We start from the raw sequence: 25254 nt of genomic DNA on the forward strand, positions 1-25254 counted from the left end.
GCTACAATCTTCTTGCTCTCCAAAAGTAACTCTACAATATCCTCCATATCTTTTTCAACTTTTGGTCTATATACTCGCCTACAAGCTCTTTTCTATAGAGCTTTACCAACTCAGGGTTAACCTCATTTTCCAATAAGCTTTTAATTTTGTATATAATAAACTTGTTCTTAATAAAATTAAAAAATATCCATAAGCAAAGTACAACAAAGCATACTGTAGCTAAAATTAATAGTACCGTCGACGTAAAAGCTTAATCTCATGATCACTTTCTTTGATATACAAAAAACAGTAAAACATTAAAAACTCTGTAGTTTAGCTCAGCGTAGTTTGAAAAATGTATCTAAACAACTAATTCTATTGACTCTCTAATTTTATATCCACTAAATTAAAAAATTCCTCATAGTTCAATTTCCATCAAGCTATTTAAACTCCTTGCTATGCACTTCAAAGTGCTACATTATTCTGTTTCAAAATTTACAAAAGCAACTTAGCTAGATTAAGGTTTGTGCATACTTTTAACAAAGGTTTCATTGACTTACTCCTTCAAATAAAAGGATCTTAACTAACTTTCTACTATTAACTTTATCTTATCTTTTCCTACGTAACATTACACTAAACAGTATATGTAATTATTCCTAAAACTTTTAAACATTCTACAAAATGCTTCACCGCGTTCTTCAAAATTTTTCCACTGGTCAAAAGAAGCACATGCAGGAGAAAATAATACAGTTATTTCTTCTTTGCTGTTTATAGCCTCCTTGAAAGCCAGTTTGAATGCGTTTGCCAGACTGCAACATTTTACAAAATCTATTTTATTTTCCATAGTATTTGCAAAAGCTTCAGTTGACTCGCCAATAAGAAAGGCTTTTTTAATGTTTGCAAAATGCTTTCTTAGTGATTCTATACCACCATCTTTGCTTTTCCCACCAACAATCCAATATATGTTTTTATAAGATAAAATTGCCTTTTCGCTCGATTCAGCATTAGTTGCTTTGCTATCATTCACAAAAAGAACATTTGCTATTTTACCAAGTAACTCATTTCTATGTTTTAATCCTGAAAAGGATTTGATTCCATCGATAATAATATTGCTATCTACTCTAAGCAGCTTACATACAGTACACGCAGCTGCTACGTTTTCTGAGTTGGATATTAAGTTTATCTTTACATCACTTACATGATTCTCTAATTCTAAGTGTATTCCAGTATCTGGATACTGAAACGACATTGAAGCTGAGATGGGAACTTTGTTTCCAGTGAATTTGTTAAATATACCAGCAGTAATTTCACTATCACACCCTATAGCAGCAACCCTACTACCATTTATCAGCTTTGATTTAATCGCTATGTAATTTTCCATACTTCCATGTCTATCTATATGGTCTGGTGTAATGTTGAGCAACACTGCGATATCCAAATTAACTTCATTAATTAGCTCCAACTGAAAAGAGGAGAATTCAATGACACAAATTTCTGTATTCCTGTTCAGATCGAAAACAGGAACACCCAAATTTCCACCAACAGCTACTTTTTTTCCTGCAGATTTTAATATATGCCCTATTAAGGATGTAGTGGTTGATTTGCCATTTGTTCCTGTGACACCTATTACCTTCTGGTTTTTAGCTTTACCTTCAAGAAATAGTTCGATATCTGATTTTATTTTGCAGTCAAAGTTTCTTGCAAGTTTTATTATCCAATGCGGCGTTGGATACGAAATCGTTATTCCAGGACTTAATATTAGCGTTCTTATTTCATGCCAATTATACTCCTTAGGATGAATAAAACTACATTCTTTATATATTGCTTTTGCATTCACTATTTGTTCCTCATTATCATCCCATGCATATGTTCTTGTACCGCAGTTTACTAGAGCATTAATAACAGATAAACCAGTCTTACCAAGACCAAAAACCGCAACACTTTGATTTTTATACTTGCCCAGTTGCATTACTTGTTTTAGTTAAAAAGACATTATATAAGTTGTTAATAAGCTGAACGCAAAGAGTTTGCAAATATTAATTATTACCTGTAGAATACAGAAAAATTAGCAAGGATTTCAATAGGAAAGTAATATGCCATCTGTTACTTTTATTTTACCTGGTGGAAGTGAGAAAAGATATGAGGCTACAGAGGGAGAAACTTTGCTTAATTTAGCTCACAGAAGCGACCCAGATTTGCTTGAAGGCGCGTGTGAAGGCTCTCTCGCTTGCTCTACGTGCCACGTAATTGTTGATCCAAAATTTTATGATGCTGTAGAAACACATAATCCCATATCTGATGAAGAAAATGACATGTTAGACCTAGTTTTCGGCTTAACAGAGACGTCAAGGCTTGGATGCCAAATAAAAATTACAAAAGACATCGACGGTTTGTGTGTAGCCATACCAAGGAATACAAGAAATATATCACTAGACAAATAAACAATTAGCTATGCGTAAGGTCTTTATCTACATTATCATCTCTTTATTCCTGTTTATTCCTACAGCATATAGTAGTTTTTGGTATTTTTCTGCATGTAAAACAAAAAATCTTCTAGCTGGAACAATACTATACATTAATGATGAAAAATTTGATATTTCATATGACTTTAGCGGATTCCCTTCTAGCTTAATTTTCCACATAACAAATCCAAAATTCTCCAACGAACAATTAACCATATCGTCTGATACTTTGTTAATAAAAAACAGACTGTTTGATAAATCAGTATATATTTATATACCAAGCAATGAGGTCAGCATTGCTACTTCTAGTGATAAGAAAGAAAACATAAAATGTCACACAAATAATAACAATCATTTCACTGCCAAGCTAAACGATTTACCATCTTTGTTGCGGTTTAATAGAAGTAGTAATATAATAGACTATATAGATACACTTCGTTATGAAGACTATGGATTAAAATGTGATGTTTTACCTAACTCAAAAAATCAGCAAAGTGTTATAACTGAGGTGAATGGTAAAAGTAATTATATTCAATTTCATCTCGACAAAAAATTGAGTGGAAATAATAAGCTAGAATTTGATTTTTATACTTATCGATATAAGAATACTGCAAATCCTGAAAGGTATCTTAGTATTGATACTAAATTTAATTACGAGTTTATAAACAACATCTCAGCTGCAAGAATTAATTTCAACATAGAAAAATTTTTAATTCAGAGCAATAATTTTGCTATTGCTGCAGATGGTAGAATAAACAATTATGATTTAGTTACATCCTCATTTAAAGACAAAATCAATGTATCCATATCAAACTATAAAGAATTGATTTCGTTTATGACTAACGACTCAAAAATTTTAGATAAGTTTGAAAAATTAATATTTTCTTTATCAGAAAAAACAACTGATGGCAATATTAATTTTTCAATAAAATATGACAATGATGTAGGATTAAGTTTCATTGGAAAATTATCCATCACTGATTTCATGAACCAATTAGATAAAATTACTTAGCTAGCTAAAAATGAGAACGGCAGTTAACTTACTTTTTACATTAACATTTTGCTTGAATATTAATGCTTTTGCTTTGGATGATGAGCTCAGAGACAAAGTCATGGAGAAACGAGCAACTAATTTGTTTAAAATAATAAAGTGTCCAATATGTTCTGGTGAGTCGCTATCTGAATCCGAATCTCAAATTGCATATGATATGCGCAAAGCAATTCGTAGAAAAATCAGCAATGGGTATACTGACAAACAAATAATTTTAGAGCTAAAAAATTCCTATGGAAATTCAATTATAACTATTCCACCTATAAAACCCAGCACCTATATTTTGTGGTTTATTCCACTCACTATTTTACTAATAGGGTGTTTTTTGATACGAAAACACATCCGGTAATAAACCTTAATTCCTATGATTTTATGGAGACATGTTTAATTTTTTGCTTGTTAGAAATTAACTACAAATCAAGTAATATAGGTAGTATATAGCAATAGAACAGTGAGTGAGAAATGAGGAAAAATATCCAATAGATAAATAGATTGAGGTAAAAGGGAATGAGTCAGAATGAAAGAATATTTCAGAGTATTTATACAAAAAATGAAGGAGATCATTAAAACATAGCAAAAGAAGAATATTAAATGCAATTTTGCACACACTACGTACAAAATACCAATGTAGGAGGTACTAATTATGCAATTTTCCATTATGAAAAGCAGTGAATTGACAATTTAGGAAATAGAAGAAGTAGAGAATCCTTAAAAAATTAAATTATGAATTCTCGAATATAGTTAAGAGAAAAATAGAAAGAAATAAATAGCCAAGCCTCTATAAGTGAAAGTAAATCTGTCAAAACAGCAGAAAAAGTAGAGCTAAAGGCTACGATGAGAATAGAAAAATAAAAAGGCAGGAAAAAAGGCATAGTAGACTTTAGATACACACAGAGATATAACCACCTAAAAGGTGCTATTAATAAGAATAATAAAGATTTTAAAATACATCTAAGATGAGGTTGCAGAAAGGTCTTCTACTTAGATCAACAGAAACAAAAGGTTATCAAAGAAATAAAATTTGTTTACAACATCTACTAAAAATTTTATATCTTGCTGTAACTAAGGTCATGGTAAAAAGGAATTTTCTTCAACTTTACCATTTTGTGAACAACTTCTTATATAAGAATGATATGAAATACTAGAAAACTTAGATATTCTATTAGAAAATTTAGCATATATAGCATTAGAAGTCTTAACGATAACAAGATTTGGTTGAGTTTCAGAAAAATTGCTGTTCATGTATACATAAAAAGCAAGCATACTTAAAAACGTTGTTCTCTATATATAGACAGTGATGAGAAGTACTCTTAAGGCGCTTTTATGGTTAATAACTTATATTTCTGACTTGTTTCTTTATCCTGCCAATATTGATTCTAATACCTGCAGCATTTGATCAATGCAAGCAGTTCTTTCACTACAAAATTGCAAAAATAGAGTAACTGATTATAACCCTACAGTAGAGACATTATTTGAGTTCAAACTATGCAAGGAATAACTAGATATATTACAGCATATGTTATTAGCAGTCTTACTATTATATTTTTTTTAGTCTGCTTGATTCTTATAGGAACGATTCCCACATCGTTAAATCTAAATTATTCATTGCACGTGTTTGCTTATTCTTTCTGCTGTTAATAATAGCTGAAGTCTTCACGACAAAAAAACTTAGTGATATTTGAGGGCAATTATTATACAGGATTCACACAAAAGAGATGAGTACACTTGAAAATATTACCCTAACATAAGCAATAGCAAAATTCTCAGCACATTTGCATTAAATTATATACTTATTTTAGAGCTTTTATAATAAGCATATCTTCAAATCTGAAGCTTTGTTAACCTTAACGTTTATGATTATGATACTAATTTTTCTGTCTGCAACATTGAATAAACACAAGCAGTTTTTTATGGTGAGCTTGAAGAAGTAGTAGCAATAAACTACAAACCTCGAGACAATCTTTTTTCTATTTACAAGTTCATATATGCAATTATAATTAATAAAATCCTTCTAAGAGTGCTTATGCCTCTGACTATAGCAATTTTGATTGGTGGGCCTTCTTGCGAGAGAGAAGTATCATTAATGAGTGGAAAAGCAGTGAAAAGAGCGCTTGATAGCCTTTCGTATAAGGCAATAGAAATAAACGTTGACAACAATATTACTGAAAAGCTAAAAAAAATTAACCCGTGCCTTGCTTTTATCGCCCTACATGGACCTTACGGTGAAGACGGCTGCATTCAAGGCCTATTAGAAATCTTAGGTATAAAATACACCCACTCTGGAGTTATGGCTTCGTCTATTGCCATGAATAAAGAAATGTCTAAACACATATTTCACTACCTCGGTATCGATACCCCAAAAGGGTACATAATTAATCGAGAAGATATACAGAAAAACAACATCAGAATTGATTATCCGTATGTCCTAAAACCAATCAACGAAGGCTCAAGCATAGGCGTGCACATAATTTCCTCGCATGAAGATTACCTAAATCTAAAAGATAATAGTTCTACTATCATGGAAAGGATGATCATAGAAGAATATGTTCCAGGTATAGAATTACAAACTGCTGTGTTACTAGATGAAGCAATCGGCACTATGGAAGTACGACCAAAAAATAAATTCTATAATTACGAAGCAAAATATACAAGCGGACTTGCAGAATACATATTTCCTGCTGAAATTCCTGATAATATATATAAAATGACCTTGGAACATGCATTGAAAATCCATCGATTTCTAGAATGCAGAACTATATCTCGTTCGGATTTTCGCTATAATCCTAAAAATGAAGCTTTAAAAATGCTTGAGATTAATACACATCCTGGCCTTACTGAGCTATCATTAGTACCAAAAATTGCAAAATTAACAAAAGGAATTGGTTTTAATGAATTAGTTCAAATTATCGTTGAAACAACACAAAAATATTAAAGGTTAAGTAAATGCTGAACAATATTACCAGAAGCCAAAAGAATTTTTTACGTAAATGTGCTTTATTTATCATAATAATGCTCTTTTTTATATCAGTACTCCATAGAGTACTTAACAAAACCACAAGTCAACTTAATTATTATTTTACTTGGTATAACGATCGCTTATCCAATTTATTGCTAAGTAACGGATTTTCAATTGATGAAGTAGTCATCACTGGTAACAAATTCACAAATGAAAAGGACATTTTAAATTTGATAAATAAAACACAACCAATCATATATGTATCACTTTCAAAGCTTGCTGATAGCATACAGTCCATAAGCAAATGGATAAAATACGTAAGAATTTATAGAATTTTACCCAATACCCTATATATTAATGTAGGCGAACATAAACCCTTTGCCCTATGGAGTAACGATAATAAAACTTCAGTAATTAATTCTGAAGGTAAAGTGATTGCAGATAACTATCCAATAGATAACCTCGTTGTAATCACAGGACAAAATTCGTTATCAAATCTAGAATTCATTAAAAATATACTAGAAAGAAAAACTCAATTGAGCAGCCATATTTCTTCTTGTGTTTATATAGAAAATAAAAGATGGAACGTCATACTTGATAACGTCTCTACAGTAAAACTACCCAAAGATAACCCTTACAGAGCATGGAATTATTTAAACCATTTGCAAAGTACGACTGATTTCACCTTTAGCAACTGGAGCATAATTGATATGCGTATTACAGATAAAATCTTTATGAGTAGGTGATCTGCTGTCATTCAAACATAACACTAGTTTCTTTATGATCATTGTTGCCAAGCGTACAATGCTAAGATTTAGTTTTTTATGCTACTTTATAATGATAACTCCAAATAGTCTTAATGTTGTACCACCAATACCTTCTTTTTTTGTCGTTCTAACATCTCTTCCCTGTTACTTAAGTAGGTGATACTAAGATCCAAAAAAAAAAAGAAACATAGATTCCAACTCTATACGCTGGATAACGCCGTTTTGAAAAACAGATGTTCACTTACAATTAAAAGTAATTATAAATATCTTGTAAAAAAATTACTAAACAAAAAAACAGAAAATCTCCTATAGTAAATAGTTGCTCACCCTCTCTAATCTGTAAAATTATCATCTTATACTACCTTGAACAACTTATAAGCGCATTTCAGCTCTGAAACCTAAGAAAGTTAGGTAAAATTAATAAAGATATAAAGGAAATATAGTTCACAAAACTAAGCACAAGACACCAACTACATAATACTTACGCTGTTCAATCCGCACAGAAGATTAAAGAATAACTGAACACCTTTATTATCGCAATAGGAAGACAAGCTTTACCAAGCAGTTTCCATTTGAATCAAACATACTGCCAAAAATTACGCAAGAGCTCTATTAGAGCAAAAGCATAAGGTCTCTCGACTCTGGAAATCTCATGTTTAGCTGTAAAAACAGATATTTATTAAAAATAATACCCTGTGATTTTTAGCCCTGATTGAAATTCTTGATATATGAGTAACTATCTTATAGATTATTATTATATACTTCATACAATATTTGCGGGAAAAGTAGAGGTTTATCTTCTAGTAAGCTCCTACTTTTTTTTAACACTACCTTAACAGTTTTTTGAGAAATAAACTGTAAGTCTTCCTTAGTACTTGTCACAACGCACTTCGATAGATCTAGCTTAAACCCAAATTATGTATAGCAAAAGCTTCAAATTAAGATAACAACCTTACCAAGGTTTACTGTTGTGCTTGATTACATAATAAAATATCAAAGGTTATCATATAGCATAAAACAAGATTATTTCTCTACTTTTCAACCCATCCTGAAGGATAGTAATAGAATAGAGTGAAGATTCAATTAATCCACATTAAAAAAATTAGGTTTTCAGTAATTTAGTACTCCATTCCGCATGTAATAGATTTAATAGATTACCTGTTTAAAACTTATGATTGCTGTTATGTGTTTTGCCCTGTTTAATTCCCTGCACTCTCCGTGACTTTTTGTAAACAGAGAAAGAATCAAGTCTTTATCACCATACTTTTTAAAAGTAATAATAATACCTCCATCTTTACATCTCATTTTGAACAACTAATCTATTGACCGTATAACATTATACGGTAGTAAAGCTGGTGCAGCAAAAAACTATATTTCCAAGCTCAGGAAAATATTATCAAGAAGTGCTCTTAGATTGTGAAACTAAAAGATTATCATCTTCTTGTGATCCTATCAAGCAAATCCCATTTAGGTTTTAAAAGATTTCACAAAATTTAAGTCTTTTATTGGACAGCAACCGTATAAGTTAAGATAAAATTATTAGAATAATAATGTTTATTTTTATATTGACTATTGGGGTTTATTATTTTATAATTAGAACTTAAATTGTTTTAATGAGCCTAAGTTTTTAATGTATGCCTACGATAAATCAGTTAGTACGCAAAGGTAGATTAAAGTTACTCTGTAAGAAAAAGGTTCCTGCCTTAGGAAGAAATAATCCTCAGAGAAAAGGCGTTTGTACTAAAGTGTATACTACAACTCCTAGAAAACCTAATTCAGCACTACGTAAAGTCGCTAGAGTAAGGATTAGTGGATATGGTGAAGTAACAGCTTATATACCTGGTGAAGGCCATAACTTACAGGAGCACTCAGTCGTTTTGATACGAGGTGGACGAGTTAAAGATCTACCTGGTGTACGCTATCACATAATAAGAGGTACTCTTGATCTGCGTGGTGTACAAAATCGGAAAAAGGCTCGTTCAAAATATGGTGTAAAAAAATCTAGTTAAAATTTATGGCTCGTCGGAATAAAGCAAAAAAGAGAAAAATAAGTCCTGATTCACATTACGGTAGTGTTTTATTAACGCGTTTTATCAATATAATTATGAAATGTGGTAAAAAGTCCATTGCAGAAAAAATTGTCTATGATGCTCTATCTTCAGCTGAAAAAAAAATGAAGGAAAGCGGAATACTAATTTTTGAAACGGCAGTGGAAAATGTTACCCCCTCTATAGAAGTACGTCCTCGTCGTATTGGCGGTGCAACTTATCAAGTACCTGTTGAGGTCAGAAAGGATAGAGCAGTTTCTTTAGCACTAAGGTGGATTGCAGAAGCTGCTTCTGCAGCTCGAAAAAAAAGTAGAAAAAATTCTACTGATTGTCTACAAACTGAAATCATAGATGCTTACAATAAACGCGGTGGTGCATTTAAGATGTATGAAGAAAAATATAAAATGGCCGAGGCTAATAAAGCCTTTTCCCATCTTAGCTTTTAATGTTAATTAATTAATAGTAATATGGAAATTAACATATCTGAATATAGAAATATAGGTATAATGGCTCATATAGATGCTGGCAAGACTACCACAACAGAGCGTATTTTATTTTATACTGGTAAACAAAATAGAATTGGCGAAGTGCATGATGGTGCAGCTTCTATGGATTGGATGGAGCAGGAAAAAGAGCGTGGTATTACAATCACATCCGCTGCTACAACTTGTTTCTGGAATGGTCACAAAATCAATATAATAGATACTCCTGGGCACGTTGACTTTACTGTCGAAGTTGAAAGATCCTTAAGAGTTTTGGATGGTGCAGTTGCCGTATTTGACGGAGTTGCAGGAGTCGAACCTCAATCTGAAACTGTCTGGCGTCAAGCTGATAAGTATAATGTTCCCCGCATCTGTTTTATCAATAAAATGGATAGAATAGGAGCAAATTTTCATCGATGTGTTGATATGGTTAAAAATAAGCTAGGAGCAGTGCCTTTAATCATTCAGCTGCCAATAGGGAATGAAAAGGATTTTAAAGGCGTAATAGATCTTGTCTCTATGAAAGCTATTATATGGGAAAAAGAAGCATTAGGTGCTAAATTTTTCTATGAAGATATTCCTTTTAGTTTGCTTGACAAGGCACAAGAGTACCGAAGTCTTTTATTAGATACTGCAGCTGGAATGGATGATGAAGCAATGAACGTTTACTTTGAATTCAATGATTTACCGGTAGAGTTGTTGAAGAAATGTGTGAGAAGCGGGACTATTAAAGGAACATTTGTTCCGGTGTTATGCGGGTCAGCTTTTAAAAATAAAGGAGTACAGCCACTCTTAAACAGTATAGTTGATTTTCTACCCTCTCCTATTGACGTTAACGAAATTGTTGGGACTGATCCTAAAAACAAAGAGAAAAAAATTGTAATTAAGCCTTCAGAGCAGGAAAAATTTGTTGCTCTTGCATTTAAAGTGATGACAGATAAGTTCGTGGGCAGCTTAACGTTCATTCGTATTTATTCCGGTAAATTAAAATCTAAGTCTACTGTATTGAATGCGGGAAAAAATGAAAATGAATGGATTGGCAGAATGCTGCTCATGCATGCAAACAACAGGGAAGATATAAGTGAAGCTAAGGTCGGAGATATAGTTGCTTTAGTCGGACTGAAAAAAACAATTACTGGTGACACTTTATGTTCACAAAATTTTCCTATATTATTAGAGCGTATGGAATTTCCTGAACCTGTTATTGAAATTGCTATAGAGCCTAAAACCACTTCAGACCAGGAAAAATTAGGTATTGCTTTAAGCAGATTAGTTGCAGAAGATCCTTCATTAAGAATGTCAATAAATACAGAAAGTGGTCAGACTATATTAAAAGGCATGGGCGAGTTGCATCTTGAAATTATTACAGATAGGGTAAAGCGTGAATTTAATATTGATGTTAATATTGGTGCACCTCAAGTTGCATACCGTGAAACTATTACTAAATCTGTTGAGATTGATTACACTCACAAAAAACAATCTGGTGGTGCTGGTCAATTTGCTAGGGTAAAGCTCTTATTTGAACCTCTCCAAGCCGGTTCTGGATTTCAATTTGAAAGCAAAATTGTAGGTGGTGTAATTCCAAAAGAATATATCCCTAGCGTGCAAAATGGTTTAGAATTGATAAAAGAAAGCGGCATAATCTCTGGTTTTCCAGTTATTGATTTTAAGGCTACTCTTATTGATGGTGCTTTTCATGAAGTTGATTCAAGTCCTTTAGCCTTTGAGTTAGCTGCTAAAGGCGCCTTTAAGGAAATGGCAAATAAGGCTAGTCCAAAGATATTAGAGCCTATAATGAAAGTTGAAATTATTACACCTGAAGAGTATATGGGTGATATTATGGGTAACGTAAACAGTAGAAGAGGGCAAGTTTCAAGCATGGAAACACATAATAATAGTGCTATAATCCTTGCTTTAGTACCTCTTGCAAGTATGTTTGGCTATATAAATGTTTTACGTTCTATATCTCAAGGAAGAGCTCAATATAGTATGCATTTTTCTTGTTATGAACAAGTGCCACAATGTGTGGTTGATAAGTTAAAGTACAATTAAGGACAATAATTATGGCACAAATAGTAGAAGCATTTGGTAAGCCACATGTAAATGTGGGAACAATAGGACATGTCGATCATGGGAAAACAACGTTAACAGCTGCGATAACAAAGTATTATGGAAATTTCGTAGCATACGATCAAATAGATAAAGCACCTGAAGAGAGAAAAAGGGGAATAACGATAGCAACAGCACATGTTGAGTATGAAACAGATAAGAAACACTATGCACATGTTGACTGTCCTGGGCATGCTGATTATGTGAAAAATATGATAGTAGGTGCAGCACAGATGGATGCAGCTATATTAGTAGTGTCTGGAGTTGATGGACCAATGCCGCAAACAAGAGAGCACATATTACTTGCAAAACAAGTTGGTGTTAAATATATCGTTGTATATATAAATAAAGCTGATGTAGCTGATCACGATATAATTGGCTTAGTGGAAATGGAAGTCAGAGAATTGTTGAGTAAGTATGAATTTCCTGGTGACGATGTTCCTGTAGTGATTGGGTCTGCATTAAAAGCGCTAGAAAGTGAAGATAGTGAATACGGAAAGAGATCAATAGAAAAATTGATGGAAAAGTTAGATGAATATGTAGCAGTTCCACCAAGACCTGTGGATCTACCATTTTTAATGCCAATTGAGGATGTATTTTCAATACTAGGACGTGGAACAGTAGTAACAGGAAGAATAGAAAGGGGAGAAATAAGAACAGGCGAAGAGATGGAAATAGTAGGTTTAAAAGCGACACGAAAGGCAATATGTACAGGAGTAGAAATGTTTAAGAAGTCTCTAGATAAGGGATGTGCTGGATTAAATGTAGGGGTATTACTAAGAGGAACGAAAAGAGAAGAAGTAGAAAGAGGTCAAGTGTTGGCAAAGCCAAATTCAATAACACCGCATAAAAAGTTTAAGGCAGAAGTATATATATTAAAGCAAGAAGAGGGAGGGAGACATACACCATTTTTTGAAAATTATCAGCCGCAATTTTACATAAGAACTACAGATGTGACAGGAAGTATAAAATTGCTGAAAGGGAAAGAGATGGTAATGCCAGGAGATAATGTGAGCATAGAAGTAGAATTGCAGGTACCGATAGCAATGGATAAGGGATTACGTTTTGCGATAAGAGAAGGTGGTAGAACTGTTGGTTCTGGTGTTGTTTCCGAAATTTTGGAGTAGAAAGTTTTAGCTATAGGAGTGTAGCTTAATTGGTAGAGCGCTGGTCTCCAAAACCAGAGGTTGTAGGTTCAATCCCTACCGCTCCTGCATTATAATGTTGCATTAGAGATGTTAAAGAGTTTAAGTAGTTTTTTTTATGATATAAAACAAGAAATAAGAAAAGTTGCCTGGGCAAAAAAACAAGAGGTACTATCATCTTTATTTGTTGTAGCAGGTGTTATATTATGCTTTTCAGTTTTCTTTTGTTTAGTAGATTTTATATCCCTCTACATAATTAAAGCCTTATTTGGAATTGTTTATGGAATATAAATGGCACATCATTAAAATTAATTATGGGCATGAAAAACATATACGTGAGTTGGTAAGTAATACTCCTTATTTCAAAGAGGTGTTTATTCCTTATCAAACAACGCGCAGTTTAAAATCTGACATACAAGAATTATGTAAAATATATATATATATGCATCTGTGTGATGAGAGTAAGAATATATTAAATCAAACATTAAAATGCTGCAGCAGCATAACTGATAATCTTGAAGCAGTTTCAGACGATGAAGTAAGTCTGAAGCATAGAGAATTCAATAAATACAAATGGTACATCTTAAGGGTTGTTTCTAATTATGAAGAGAAAGTATGCCAACACATATTAGAAAACTCTATGAGATTAGGGGTTAGTAATTATTTTAAGGAAGTTTTTATTCCATATGAAGAACCAAATGAAGCAGAGTTAAGATCTAAAAAAACTGCTACACGAAAGAGGTGTTTTCCTGGTTATGTTTTTTTATATGTAAATTTGTGTGACGAAGTATTAAATTTTATCAATAATATACCAAAATCTCTTAAAGTTTATGGATTCTTAAAAAATGGTAACGTTCCCAAAGTAATTTCTGATGATGAGATTTACTTAATGTGTAATGCACTCTATAACGCTCAAGAGAAGAAAAAATCAAGTCATGGTTATGAAAAAGGAGAAAAGGTAAAGATTAATGATGGCCTTTTTCAAAATTTTATTGGTAAAGTAGATATGATTAACAATGAGAAAAAAATTATCAATGTAGAAGTGTCAATTTTAGGTAAACCAACAATAATAGAGTTGGATTTAGCGCAAGTAGAGAAAGTAGAGAATTAGCTATGAGTATTATAATTGCTAAGATTAACTTATTAATGGAAGCAGGAAAAGCAGTTCCAGGTCCAAGAATTGCTTCAGTACTTGGTCCACGTGGCATACCACTTCCTAAGTTTTGCGAGGCTTTTAATAAAGCCACCAGTACAGCTGGTGCCAATTATAAGGTGGGTGATTTAGTAACAGTGCGAATTTCCGTAAAGGATGATCGCTCCCATGATTTTACCATCAGTGGCCCACCTGTGACTTATCTGCTAAAACAAGAAGCTAAATTAAATAAAGGTTCTCGTCAACCAGGTAAAGAATTGGTGGTCAAGTTGACTATATCTACTATAATCAAAATAGCAAGATATAAAATGGTTGACATGAAAGTGGACAATGAAAACTCAGCAGTGAAAATGGTTATAGGCACTGCTAAATCTATGGGCATAGAAGTTATAGAAGGGTAAAAGTATGGATACGCATTACAATAATCCTAAACAATGCTTAGAAAAGGTTATTGAATCTGCTTCGGCAAAGTTTAATGAATCAATTGATATTACAGTCAATTTAGGTGTAGATTCACACAAATCTGAAGAACAGGTGCGTGGTACAGTAGTTTTGCCTAGAGGTACTGGAAAAAATATTAAAGTAGCTGTTTTTGTTCAAGGTAATCATTTATTAGAAGCTGAAAAAGTCAATGCTGATATTATAGGAGGAGAGGATTTAGTTGAAGAAATAAAAAAGGGTAGAAAGTTGAACGTTGACTGGTGTATTACCACTCCTGATTTTATAGCAAAGATTACTCCTATTGCAAAAATATTAAGTGCTAAAGGACTAATGCCTAATCCTAAATTTGGTACCGTAACTTCTAACATTGCAGAGACTATTAAAACTATTAAGTCTGGTCAAATAAAGTTTAGGACAGATAAAAATGGTATCATTCATGGTAAATTAGGAAACACTAAGTTTAGCGTTGATGATTTACTAGAAAATTTGAAAGCTTTTCTTAAAGCAGTTAAAAATAATAAACCTGTGTCTGCGAAAGGGATATATTTTAAGAACGTCTTTTTAAGTTCGACTATGGGTAAAGCTTATGAAATAAGCAAAGTGGAAGATATAGTTAGGGAGTAATACAGTGAAGCGTGAAAGTAAGGATGAGTTTATACAGAATATAGTAAACGTGTTTACAAACAATAATTTTTTAATACTAGTAAATTTTAAATCTATAAATGCTAACGATTTATTAACTTTGAGAAATAAGCTAAAGTCTATGGCAGGTGGGATGTTAGTAGTTAAAAATACTCTGGCCCGTTTAGCCTTGGAAAGAGCTGGTAAATTTCCTTATCTATCAGATAGGTTTTCTGGCCCAGTTGCTGTTATATATTCTAGTAGTATAGTGGAAGCTGCAAAGCTGATAGTTAATTTCACTGACGCTAATAAAGAGAAGATGTCTGTGATTTGTGCAGCTCACTTAAATCAATTGCTTACAGTAAAGGATATTAGCAACTTGGCTAAGTTGCCTTCTCTAGATGAGTTGCATATTAAAATTATGCGTTTAATATCTTATAATATCCCTACTCGATTAGCGTTATCTATCAACTCGCCTTTCATGAGGCTTGTGAGAGTGTTGGATTATTATAGTTCTAAAAAATAAATTTGTTGATAATTTAGGTAGTAATATGAATAACGTAACAAATAGTTTGGCCGATAAAATATTATCTTTAAATCTCTTAGAGGCCGCTGAACTTGTAAAAGTTTTAGAAGAAAAAATAGGGTTACCTGCTGGTTCTTTTATTGGTGGAGTTGTTAGTGCTAATATACCCACTAGTGACAATACTCCTAATCCTGCAGCTCAAGAAAAAACTGAATGTAAAGTTGTGATTAAAGAAATTGATGCAGGCAAAAAGATGGAAGTCATTAGAACAGTCAGAAAGGTTAATTCTACATTAGGCTTAAAAGAAGCAAAAGAGCTAGTTGAATCTTTACCTCAAGATCTAACTGCTAATATTCCTAGAAACGAAGCAGAAAAAATAAAGCAACAGCTTATCGAAGCAGGAGCAATCAAAGTGGAACTTGAATAAGATGCTTATTTAAACATACTAATTCCATATTGATGCAGCATTTTTAGTTAGTTTGAGGTATTTTAATGGTTGATTCTTCTTGTATGTATATTTCCGGTGCTTTTATCCCTAGAATCTCTTATTCTAGGTCAATTGATTTAAAGGATTCTTTACTAAACCCAGTTAAGGTCCAAAAAGAGTCATACAAATCATTTACTCCTGGAGATCATGGTAATGAAAAACTTGAATCTATCTTTCATTCAGTTTTTCCAGTAGATGATCCTTTGCATAGGGCTACTATTGAGTTTATAAGCTGTAGAATAGATAATCCTAAGTACGATGAATCTGAATGCATAAAGCGCAGCATAACTTTTTCTGCTCGAGTCATTGCTTTTATACGTCTCGTTGTTATACAAGATGGTATTTCCCTCGATGAATATAAGCTAATTAAAAAGAGCGGTGATCATTCTAAACTTACAACCATTATAAAATTTATAGAAGAGCAGGAAGTCCACTTTTGTGAATTACCGATGATGACTGATAAAGGCACTTTTATCATTAATGGTGTGGAAAAAGTCATCGTTTCACAAATGCACAGGTCACCTGGTTTATTTTTTGATAGTGACAAGGGAAAAACTTACAACTCTGGTAAATTAATTTATTCTGCTAGAGTTATTCCCTATAGAGGTTCTTGGCTCGATATTGAGTTTGATGTCAAAGATTTTTTGTATTTTCGCATTGATAGAAAAAGAAAACTACCAATCTCAGTTTTATTAAAGGCATTGGGCTTATCGAACAACAGTATACTCGATAAATTCTATGAAAAGATAAAGTATGTAAAATATAGAAACAGTTGGAAAGTACCCTTTATGCTCGACAGGTTTAAAGGGGTTAGATTACCCTTTGACTTAATAGATATTAAAGGCAATGTGTTGCTTAAGGACAATGTTCGTATTACTTCAAGGCTAGCCAAAAAGCTATATGACGATGGTCTAAAAGAGTATCTAGTGCCTTTTAATTCTGTATGTGGTTTATTTCTTGCAGAAGATTTAATAGATAGTGTTAGCTCTACAAAAATTTTATCTGCTGGTGAGCCTATAAAGACAGAAGACGTAAAAAAGCTTGAGTTATTATCTATAAATGAAATATCAGTATTAAATATCGATAATCTATCCGTTGGACCTTATATATTAAATACTCTTCTTTTAGATGAAAGCATGTCTTATCAAGACGCTCTATATGAAATATATAGAGTCTTACGTCCTGGTGAAGTCCCTGTTTTAGAGATAGTAGAAGAGTTTTTTCATAATCTTTTCTTCAATCCTGAGTATTACGACTTATCTAACATTGGCAGATTGAAACTTAACTCTTGCCTCGGGTTAAATTACGATGAAAATTTAACTGTTTTAACACATGAAGATATCATTGAAATTGTAAAAAAAATAGTACTGTTACGTGACGGCCAAGGATCTGTAGATGACATTGATCACTTAGGAAATAGAAGAGTGAGGTCAGTTGGGGAATTTATAGAAAATCAGTTTAGAGCTGGGTTACTAAAATTGGAACGTGTAATAATTGATTCCATGTCCACTTCTAGTTTAGATAAAGTTTCTCCATCAGATTTTATTAATCCGAAAGTGTTAACCAACTCCTTAAGAGATTTCTTCAATTCTTCTCAACTATCCCAATTCATGGATCAGACTAATCCATTATCTGAAATAACTCATAAAAGAAGGCTATCAGCACTAGGTCCTGGAGGCTTAACAAGAGATCGTGCAGGATTCGAAGTACGTGATGTTCATCCAACTCACTATGGAAGAATTTGTCCAATTGAAACCCCTGAAGGACAAAACATAGGGTTAATCAACAGTTTAGCTATATATGCACGTGTTAATAAATATGGTTTTATCGAAAGCCCTTATAGAAAAGTAATTAATAAGGTCGTTACTGATCAAATTGAGTATCTATCTGCAATAGATGAAGGTTCATATTATATAGCTGATACCAGTGCAAAGCTTGATAAAAATAATTGTTTTATCGACGACATGTTATATTGTAGGTACGCTGGAAATTTTACCATGGTAAGTAGTGATCAAGTAAGTTACATTGATGTATCTCCTAAACAAGTAATATCAGTTGCAGCCTCTTTAATTCCATTTTTAGAAAATGACGATGCTAATAGAGCATTAATGGGTTCAAACATGCAACGCCAAGCTGTACCTTTATTAAAACCTACTGCTCCTTTGGTTGCCACTGGTATGGAGTCTTTTGTAGCTTCTGGTTCTGGTGCCGTAGTTTTAGCAAAACGCGATGGCATAGTCGATAGCTCTGATAGCAATTCTATAGTCATACGTGCTTTTGATGAAAAAAGGGTTAACTACTTGGACGTAGATATTTATCATTTAAAAAAATTTCAACGCTCCAACCACAATACTTGCATTAACCAAAAGCCATTAGTACGTGTAGGTGACTATGTTAAAGAAGGTGATGTAATAGCTGATGGCCCTGCAATTAACAATGGTGAGCTAGCACTTGGTAAAAATTTGCTAGTCGCTTTTATGTCTTGGCAAGGCTATAATTTTGAAGATTCCATTGTTATCTCCAGTGAAGTTGTTAAAAAAGATCTATTTACTTCTATCCATATAGAAGAATTCGAATGTGTTGTGCATGATACTCCTTTAGGGTCAGAGAAAATAACTCGTGCTATACCTGGTGTCAATGAAGAAAATCTATACCACTTAGATGATAGTGGTATAGTAAAAGTTGGTACAAGAGTAGGACCAGGATATATTCTGGTAGGTAAAGTTACACCTAAACCATCTTTTTCACTACCTCCCGAAACAAAATTGTTGATGACAATTTTTGGCGAAAAGTCATTCGATTGCGCAGATTCCTCCTTGTATACACCTCCAGATGTTGAAGGAACAGTTATTAATGTACGAGTCTTTACTCGTAGGGGAGTCGAAGAAAGTGAGAGAGCATTGCTTATTAAGCAAAAAGAAATGGAAGATTTAGAAAAGGAGCGAGATTACATAATCAATGTTATTAGTAAATATTTTTATGACGAGCTAAAAAAACTTCTTGCCAATTCTTGTTCTCAAGATCAGAAAAAACTTAATACTATTGAACGCGAACAATGGTGGAGTATAGGATTAAAAGACCAATCTATCTCTGAGCAAGTTAAGAGCTTAAAAAAAGATTTTGACAAAAAAATATTAAACGCAACAATACAATTTAAACAAAAAATAGAAAAACTAAATGAAGGTTATGACCTACCTCAAGGTGTGTCAATGTCAGTAAAAGTTTTTATTGCTGTGAAGCACAGTCTGCAGCCAGGAGATAAGATGGCTGGTAGACATGGAAACAAAGGGGTAATTTCCCGAGTTGTACCAGTGGAGGATATGCCTTATTTAGAAGATGGTACTCCTATTGATATTATTCTTAATCCTCTTGGTGTTCCATCACGAATGAATGTAGGACAAATACTGGAAGCTCATGTAGGTTGGGCTTGTAAAAAGTTAGGAGAAAAAGTAAGTAGCATTCTTGATGAAATTAATAAAATTAAAAGTATTTTTTGTAAGGAAATTAGATCTCTTAACAGTGATAGCTTTGCAAAATTCACAGCAGTATATCTTGATAATAGAAAAATTGAAGAAATTAGTGATGCTGAAGTAGCAGCTTCTATTTTCAATAGATCTAACAAAAAAGCACTAAATGATGAGCTAAATACATTAGTAGAAAATTATTTAAACTCCTATAAAAGCGCTCATGACAATTTACGTAATTTCCTTATTGAAGTCTATAGCTGTGGTAGCAACGTATCTATTCGCAACAATATTTATGAAATTAGCAATAATAATTTAATTGAGTTTGCATATAAGTTACGTGATGGCGTTCCTGTGGCTGCACCTGTATTTGAAGGTCCAAAAGACGAAAAAATAACAAAATTATTTGAACTTGCCGATTTAGATAACTCTGGGCAAACTATACTGTACGATGGTTGTACCGGTGAAAAATTTGACCGTAAGGTTACAGTTGGTTATATGTACATGCTCAAATTACATCACCTAGTTGACGACAAAATTCACGCACGTTCAGTAGGTCCTTATAGCTTAGTTACTCAGCAGCCTCTTGGAGGAAAATCCCATTTCGGTGGCCAACGTCTCGGTGAAATGGAATGTTGGGCATTGCAAGCTTATGGTGCTGCTTACACTTTACAAGAAATGTTGACTGTAAAATCTGATGACATTAATGGCAGAATTAAAATTTATGAATCGATAATAAAAGGTGATAGCAACTTCGAGTGCGGAACTCCCGAATCTTTCAATGTAATGGTAAAAGAACTACGTTCTCTATGTTTAAATGTAGCTTTGAAACAAAATGATGTGGCTATTGAAGACATATCTTATACTAATATTGCACAATCTTTCGATAAGATTAGCATATCAATCGCCAGCCCTGAAAGTATTAAATCTATGTCTTACGGCGAGATAAAAGATGTTTCAACTGCAAATTATCGAACATTTAAAGTTGAGAAAGGTGGATTATTTTGTCCTAAGGTTTTCGGTCCTGTCAATGACGATGAATGTTTATGTGGAAAATACAAAAAAAGAAGGCATAGAGGTCGCATATGCGAAAAGTGCGGAGTAGAAGTTACATCCTCTAAGGTGAGAAGAGAAAGGATGGGTCATATAGAGCTTGCATCTCCTGTCGCTCATATATGGTTTTTGAAATCACTTCCTTCAAGGATTGGAGCATTATTAGATATGTCTCTAAAAGACATTGAAAACATTTTATATAGCGATAACTATGTTGTAATAGATCCTCTTGTTTCCTCCTTTGAAAAAGGTGAGATTATTAGTGAAAAAGCCTACAACGAAGCTAAAGACAATTATGGAACAGATAGCTTTGTAGTTATGCAGGGTGTTGAAGCTATAAGAGGATTGCTAGCTCGTCTTGATTTACATGAAACTAGAAAAAATCTAAGACAGGAGTTAGAATCTGTTGCTTCTGAAATAAGAAGAAAGAAGATTATAAAAAGGTTACGTATCATTGAAAATTTCATCAAATCAGGAAACAGGCCAGAATGGATGATACTTACAACTATACCTATTCTACCACCTGATTTACGTCCTTTAGTATCTCTTGAAAGTGGCCGTCCTGCAGTTTCTGATCTAAATCACCATTATAGGACTATTATTAATAGAAATAATAGGTTAAAAAAACTATTAAGTTTGAACCCTCCTGAAATCATGATTCGTAATGAAAAAAGGATGCTACAGGAAGCAGTTGACTCTCTTTTTGATAATAGCCGTCGTAACGCTTTAGCAAATAAAGTTGGTACCATTGGATATAAAAAGTCTATCAGCGATATGCTAAAAGGGAAACAAGGTCGTTTCCGTCAGAACCTATTAGGAAAAAGGGTAGATTACTCTGGACGCTCTGTAATAGTTGTTGGTCCAACTTTAAAGTTAAATCAGTGTGGGTTACCAAAAAGGATGGCCCTTGAATTATTCAAGCCTTTTGTTTACTCAAAGCTCAAGATGTATGGTATGGCTCCAACTATTAAATTTGCCAGTAAATTGATAAGAGCAGAAAAACCAGAAGTTTGGGATACATTGGAAGAAGTAATAAAAGAGCATCCTGTTTTGTTAAACAGAGCACCAACTTTACATAGACTCGGTATCCAGGCTTTTGAACCGATCCTTATTGAAGGCAAAGCAATACAACTTCATCCACTTGTCTGTACAGCATTTAATGCTGATTTTGACGGCGATCAAATGGCAGTGCATGTACCAATTTCACTAGAAGCTCAGCTTGAAGCTAAGGTATTGATGATGTCAACCAATAACATCTTAAGTCCTTCCAATGGTAGGCCAATTATAGTTCCTAGTAAAGATATAATTCTTGGTATATATTACTTAACTCTGCAAGAACAACCTAATAAAAAAGATGATTTGCTATTTTTAGGCACCTTTGGTGAAATTGAACACTCTTTGAATAATGGAACTTTGCATATCCATTCTAACATCAAGTATAGGATAGAACATAGCAGTAATGATGAAATTCACTATAAAACTGTTTACACAACTCCTGGCCGTTTAATGCTATGGCAGATCTTTCCAAAACATAAGAATATAAGCTTTGACCTTGTAAACCAGTTATTAACAGTTAAGGAAGTAACTAATATAGTTGACATAGTATATCGTAACTGTGGCCAAAGCGCTACAGTAGAATTTTGTGATAAGTTAATGGTACTTGGCTTTGAATACGCTACACTTTCTGGTACTTCCTTTAGTCGTTGTGACCTGGTTATACCCGAAACTAAAGCCATACACGTTAATCATGCAAGAAGTGAAATTAAGAAGTTCTCTATGCAATATCAAGATGGGTTAATCACTAGAAGCGAGAGGTATAACAAAGTTATAGATGAGTGGTCTAAGTGCACGGATATGATAGCCAATGATATGTTAAAAGCAATATCTATATATAACAAAAATAGCAAATATAACTCAGTGTATATGATGGTTAACTCTGGTGCAAGGGGCTCTACTTCACAGATGAAACAATTAGCTGGAATGAGAGGACTTATGACTAAACCTTCCGGTGAAATTATAGAAACACCTATAGTTTCCAACTTCCGTGAAGGGTTAAATGTGTTTGAGTACTTCAATTCTACTCATGGCGCGCGTAAAGGCCTTGCTGATACTGCCCTCAAAACTGCAAACTCTGGATACTTAACTCGTCGTTTAGTTGACGTATCTCAAAATTGTATAGTCACAAAACATGATTGTGAAACCAAAAATGGTCTTGTTGTGAGAGCTACAGTTGAAGGAGGCACTATAGTTGCGTCTTTAGAGAGTGTAGTGCTGGGCAGAACAGCTGCAAACGATATATATAACCCAGTAACAAAAGAATTATTAGTAAAAGCAGGAGAATTAATTGATGAAATCAAGGTAAAGCAAATTAACATTGCAGGTCTTGATGCTGTAAAGATCAGATCACCATTAACCTGTGAAGTAAGCTCAGGTATATGCACACTATGTTATGGAAGAGATCTTGCAACTGGCAGGGTTGTCTCAATAGGTGAAGCAGTAGGTGTAATAGCTGCTCAATCTGTAGGAGAGCCTGGCACTCAGTTAACAATGCGCACTTTTCATATAGGCGGAGTAATGACTAGGGGCGTTGAATCTTCAAATATTATAGCTTCTATTAATGCCAAAATAAAATTAAACAATAGCAATATAATTATAGATAAAAACGGGGATAAAATCGTAATAAGTCGTTCTTGTGAAGCTATATTGATTGATAGCCTTGGTAGTGAAAAATTAAGGTATAGTGTGCCCTATGGTTCCAAGCTTTATGCAGATGAAGGTCAATTAGTAAAAATTGGCGACAAAGTTGCAGAATGGGATCCTTATACATTGCCTATCATCACAGAGAAAACAGGTACAGTATCCTACCAAGATCTGAAAGATGGAGTATCAATCACCGAGGTTATGGATGAATCTACAGGAATATCAAGCAAAGTAGTAAAAGATTGGAAATTGCACTCTGGTGGAGCTAATTTACGTCCTCGCATAGTGCTGCTTGACGACAATGGTGAAATAATGATACTCGCAAGTGGTGTTGAGGCATGTTACTTCATACCAATAGGGGCAGTACTCAATGTACAAGATGGCCAAAAAGTTCAAGCAGGTGACATCATTACAAGAATGCCAAGGGAATCGGTCAAAACTCGTGATATTACTGGTGGATTACCAAGAGTTATAGAGTTATTTGAAGCACGACGCCCTAGAGAGCATGCTATTGTTAGTGAAGTAGACGGTTATGTGGCATTTTCTGAAAAAGATAGGAGAGGAAAACGTAGCATATTAGTTAAACCTGTTGATGAACAAACCTCTCCAGTTGAATACTTAGTACCGAGAAGCAAGCACGTAATAGTCAATGAGGGTGACTTTGTGCGTAAAGGTGACCTGTTGATGGATGGTGATCCTGATCTCCATGATATTTTACGTGTACTTGGACTAGAGGCCTTAGCACACTATATGATTTCTGAAATACAGCAAGTTTATAGATTACAGGGTGTTCGCATAGACAACAAACACTTAGAAGTGATACTAAAACAAATGTTGCAAAAAGTAGAAATTACTGATCCTGGTGATACTACCTACTTGGTAGGAGAAAGCATTGACAGGTTGGAAGTTGATAGAGAAAATGATGCTATGAATAATTCTGGCAAGCGGCTTGCTAAATACCTTCCTATTCTACAGGGAATCACAAGAGCTAGCCTTGAAACCAATTCATTTATTTCTGCTGCTTCCTTCCAAGAGACAACAAAAGTTCTAACAGAAGCAGCATTCTGCGGGAAGGAAGATTCTTTAAGTGGGTTAAAAGAAAATGTTATAGTAGGGAGATTAATTCCTGCTGGTACAGGCTTAATTATGAGCAAGATCAAGGCACTCTCACTTCGCAATGATATAAATAAATACGAAAAATATTTTGATATCGAAACTTACGATGAAAAATTGTTAAGGAGCAATAATTATTACTTGCATCCTAGTGAAAAAGAAAATGTAGTAGCATCACACTATGACCAATCAAGTTAAATAAACTACCAAGAATAGTGCTCAATTAGTACCTACAATTGTGCAGATGCTACATGTGGCAGTTTTTTTATGTAGTTTCCGTTACCAAGCATTGAAGTGACAAAATTTACAGCTCTTGATTAAGTTTTTAGGTAAATTACTAAAAACCTTAATTTTAATCAAGTCTAATCAAACTTTATAATAATAGTTTATTGCATGCCTCACACGGCTAAATCATTAATACTCTCTCAAACTTTACTGAATTGATAAACACAGTTTTAAAATGCTTACTGCTTAAATTCAAGTATACATCAATTTTTCTATTGTGAATACTAAATTTATAAACCACTGATATTCTTGCTCTTCTTTTTTATCCATAATTTAAAATTATCGTTTTAAGTAGCTGCTTTTAACTTAAAGCATATGACTGTGTAACATACACTACCTTTTAGGTAGAAATGCATCAAAATGCTTAAGGTTTACATCTTAACAAACTCTATAGAACTTACTCTGATAACAC

Annotated in this window: 18 protein-coding genes and 1 tRNA gene; 17 read left to right on the top strand and 2 right to left on the bottom strand. The window is 33.4% G+C overall.

Translation table 11 applies throughout. From position 1 onward, the window contains the following. Window positions 1-607: 607 nt before the first annotated feature. Entirely contained in the window at window positions 608-1948 is a 1341-nt protein-coding gene (murD, locus tag WOO_RS00485) for a UDP-N-acetylmuramoyl-L-alanine--D-glutamate ligase (protein WP_014868758.1), read from the bottom strand. Between the two features lie 124 nt (window positions 1949-2072). On the opposite strand from murD, the gene WOO_RS00490 reads away from it, so the two are divergent. The 5 genes from WOO_RS00490 to WOO_RS00510 all read left to right on the top strand — a co-directional run bounded on the left by WOO_RS00490 (window position 2073) and on the right by WOO_RS00510 (window position 7194). Continuing rightward, complete coding sequence (locus WOO_RS00490) at window positions 2073-2420, top strand: ferredoxin family 2Fe-2S iron-sulfur cluster binding protein (RefSeq protein ID WP_014868759.1); 348 nt, start codon at window positions 2073-2075, stop codon at window positions 2418-2420. 10 nt (window positions 2421-2430) lie between these two features. Beyond that, window positions 2431-3453, top strand: coding sequence for a hypothetical protein (locus WOO_RS00495; RefSeq protein WP_014868760.1), 1023 nt, complete (start codon window positions 2431-2433; stop codon window positions 3451-3453). 10 nt (window positions 3454-3463) lie between these two features. Continuing rightward, window positions 3464-3841, top strand: coding sequence for a cytochrome c-type biogenesis protein (locus WOO_RS00500; RefSeq protein ID WP_014868761.1), 378 nt, complete (start codon window positions 3464-3466; stop codon window positions 3839-3841). A 1668-nt stretch (window positions 3842-5509) separates the two neighbouring features. Beyond that, entirely contained in the window at window positions 5510-6424 is a 915-nt protein-coding gene (locus WOO_RS00505; RefSeq protein WP_410543190.1) for a D-alanine--D-alanine ligase, read from the top strand. A gap of 11 nt (window positions 6425-6435) precedes the next feature. Further along, window positions 6436-7194, top strand: coding sequence for a cell division protein FtsQ/DivIB (locus tag WOO_RS00510; RefSeq protein WP_014868764.1), 759 nt, complete (start codon window positions 6436-6438; stop codon window positions 7192-7194). 1167 nt (window positions 7195-8361) lie between these two features. Here the strand turns inward: WOO_RS00510 and WOO_RS04090 are convergent. Beyond that, complete coding sequence (locus tag WOO_RS04090; RefSeq protein ID WP_232500375.1) at window positions 8362-8520, bottom strand: recombination protein O N-terminal domain-containing protein; 159 nt, start codon at window positions 8518-8520, stop codon at window positions 8362-8364. Window positions 8521-8849: 329 nt separating this feature from the next. On the opposite strand from WOO_RS04090, the gene rpsL reads away from it, so the two are divergent. The 12 genes from rpsL (at window position 8850) to WOO_RS03730 (ending at window position 24755) form a co-directional block, all read left to right on the top strand. Beyond that, window positions 8850-9224 (top strand): 30S ribosomal protein S12, encoded by a 375-nt coding sequence (gene rpsL, locus WOO_RS00520; protein ID WP_014868765.1) that lies wholly within the window; start codon window positions 8850-8852, stop codon window positions 9222-9224. A 5-nt stretch (window positions 9225-9229) separates the two neighbouring features. Beyond that, the gene (gene rpsG, locus WOO_RS00525) at window positions 9230-9709 is read left to right on the top strand and encodes a 30S ribosomal protein S7 (protein WP_014868766.1); all 480 of its coding nucleotides are present in this window, start codon (window positions 9230-9232) and stop codon (window positions 9707-9709) included. A gap of 21 nt (window positions 9710-9730) precedes the next feature. Beyond that, the gene (gene fusA / locus WOO_RS00530) at window positions 9731-11797 is read left to right on the top strand and encodes an elongation factor G (RefSeq protein WP_014868767.1); all 2067 of its coding nucleotides are present in this window, start codon (window positions 9731-9733) and stop codon (window positions 11795-11797) included. A gap of 11 nt (window positions 11798-11808) precedes the next feature. Beyond that, window positions 11809-12981 carry an elongation factor Tu gene (gene tuf, locus WOO_RS00535; RefSeq protein WP_014868768.1) on the top strand — a complete coding sequence of 391 codons (1173 nt, stop codon included), beginning with the start codon at window positions 11809-11811 and terminating at the stop codon, window positions 12979-12981. 14 nt (window positions 12982-12995) lie between these two features. After that, window positions 12996-13068, top strand: a tRNA-Trp gene (locus WOO_RS00540). A 21-nt stretch (window positions 13069-13089) separates the two neighbouring features. After that, window positions 13090-13290: a preprotein translocase subunit SecE gene (gene secE / locus WOO_RS00545; protein ID WP_014868769.1), complete on the top strand. Its 201-nt coding sequence runs from the start codon at window positions 13090-13092 to the stop codon at window positions 13288-13290. Continuing rightward, window positions 13274-14110, top strand: coding sequence for a transcription termination/antitermination protein NusG (nusG, locus tag WOO_RS00550; RefSeq protein ID WP_148271162.1), 837 nt, complete (start codon window positions 13274-13276; stop codon window positions 14108-14110). Before secE ends, nusG begins: the two co-directional genes overlap by 17 nt. Window positions 14111-14112: 2 nt before the next feature. Further along, window positions 14113-14553, top strand: a complete 441-nt coding sequence (locus tag WOO_RS00555; protein ID WP_014868771.1) for an uL11 family ribosomal protein — start codon at window positions 14113-14115, stop codon at window positions 14551-14553. Window positions 14554-14557: 4 nt separating this feature from the next. Further along, entirely contained in the window at window positions 14558-15217 is a 660-nt protein-coding gene (rplA, locus tag WOO_RS00560; RefSeq protein ID WP_014868772.1) for a 50S ribosomal protein L1, read from the top strand. 4 nt (window positions 15218-15221) lie between these two features. Beyond that, a complete protein-coding gene (gene rplJ, locus WOO_RS00565) occupies window positions 15222-15740 on the top strand; it encodes a 50S ribosomal protein L10 (protein ID WP_014868773.1) in 519 nt (172 codons plus the stop codon). Window positions 15741-15765: 25 nt separating this feature from the next. Next, complete coding sequence (gene rplL, locus WOO_RS00570; RefSeq protein WP_014868774.1) at window positions 15766-16167, top strand: 50S ribosomal protein L7/L12; 402 nt, start codon at window positions 15766-15768, stop codon at window positions 16165-16167. Window positions 16168-16232: 65 nt separating this feature from the next. Then, on the top strand, window positions 16233-24755 hold the full coding sequence (locus tag WOO_RS03730; RefSeq protein WP_014868775.1) for a DNA-directed RNA polymerase subunit beta/beta': 8523 nt from the start codon (window positions 16233-16235) through the stop codon (window positions 24753-24755). The last annotated feature ends 499 nt before the right edge of the window (window positions 24756-25254 follow it).

Source organism: Wolbachia endosymbiont of Onchocerca ochengi (genome assembly GCF_000306885.1).
GTDB lineage: Bacteria > Pseudomonadota > Alphaproteobacteria > Rickettsiales > Anaplasmataceae > Wolbachia.

Bases quoted from the DNA above. Each gene is read 5' to 3' on its own strand.
- rplA (WP_014868772.1), top strand. From the start codon at position 14,558: ATGGATACGCATTACAATAATCCTAAACAATGCTTAGAAAAGGTTATT.
- WOO_RS00490 (WP_014868759.1), top strand. From the start codon at position 2,073: ATGCCATCTGTTACTTTTATTTTACCTGGTGGAAGTGAGAAAAGATAT.
- WOO_RS04090 (WP_232500375.1), bottom strand. From the start codon at position 8,520: ATGAGATGTAAAGATGGAGGTATTATTATTACTTTTAAAAAGTATGGT.
- secE (WP_014868769.1), top strand. From the start codon at position 13,090: ATGTTAAAGAGTTTAAGTAGTTTTTTTTATGATATAAAACAAGAAATA.
- WOO_RS00555 (WP_014868771.1), top strand. From the start codon at position 14,113: ATGAGTATTATAATTGCTAAGATTAACTTATTAATGGAAGCAGGAAAA.
- WOO_RS00495 (WP_014868760.1), top strand. From the start codon at position 2,431: ATGCGTAAGGTCTTTATCTACATTATCATCTCTTTATTCCTGTTTATT.
- rpsG (WP_014868766.1), top strand. From the start codon at position 9,230: ATGGCTCGTCGGAATAAAGCAAAAAAGAGAAAAATAAGTCCTGATTCA.
- rplL (WP_014868774.1), top strand. From the start codon at position 15,766: ATGAATAACGTAACAAATAGTTTGGCCGATAAAATATTATCTTTAAAT.
- WOO_RS03730 (WP_014868775.1), top strand. From the start codon at position 16,233: ATGGTTGATTCTTCTTGTATGTATATTTCCGGTGCTTTTATCCCTAGA.
- rpsL (WP_014868765.1), top strand. From the start codon at position 8,850: ATGCCTACGATAAATCAGTTAGTACGCAAAGGTAGATTAAAGTTACTC.
- fusA (WP_014868767.1), top strand. From the start codon at position 9,731: ATGGAAATTAACATATCTGAATATAGAAATATAGGTATAATGGCTCAT.
- WOO_RS00500 (WP_014868761.1), top strand. From the start codon at position 3,464: ATGAGAACGGCAGTTAACTTACTTTTTACATTAACATTTTGCTTGAAT.
- WOO_RS00510 (WP_014868764.1), top strand. From the start codon at position 6,436: ATGCTGAACAATATTACCAGAAGCCAAAAGAATTTTTTACGTAAATGT.
- tuf (WP_014868768.1), top strand. From the start codon at position 11,809: ATGGCACAAATAGTAGAAGCATTTGGTAAGCCACATGTAAATGTGGGA.
- murD (WP_014868758.1), bottom strand. From the start codon at position 1,948: ATGCAACTGGGCAAGTATAAAAATCAAAGTGTTGCGGTTTTTGGTCTT.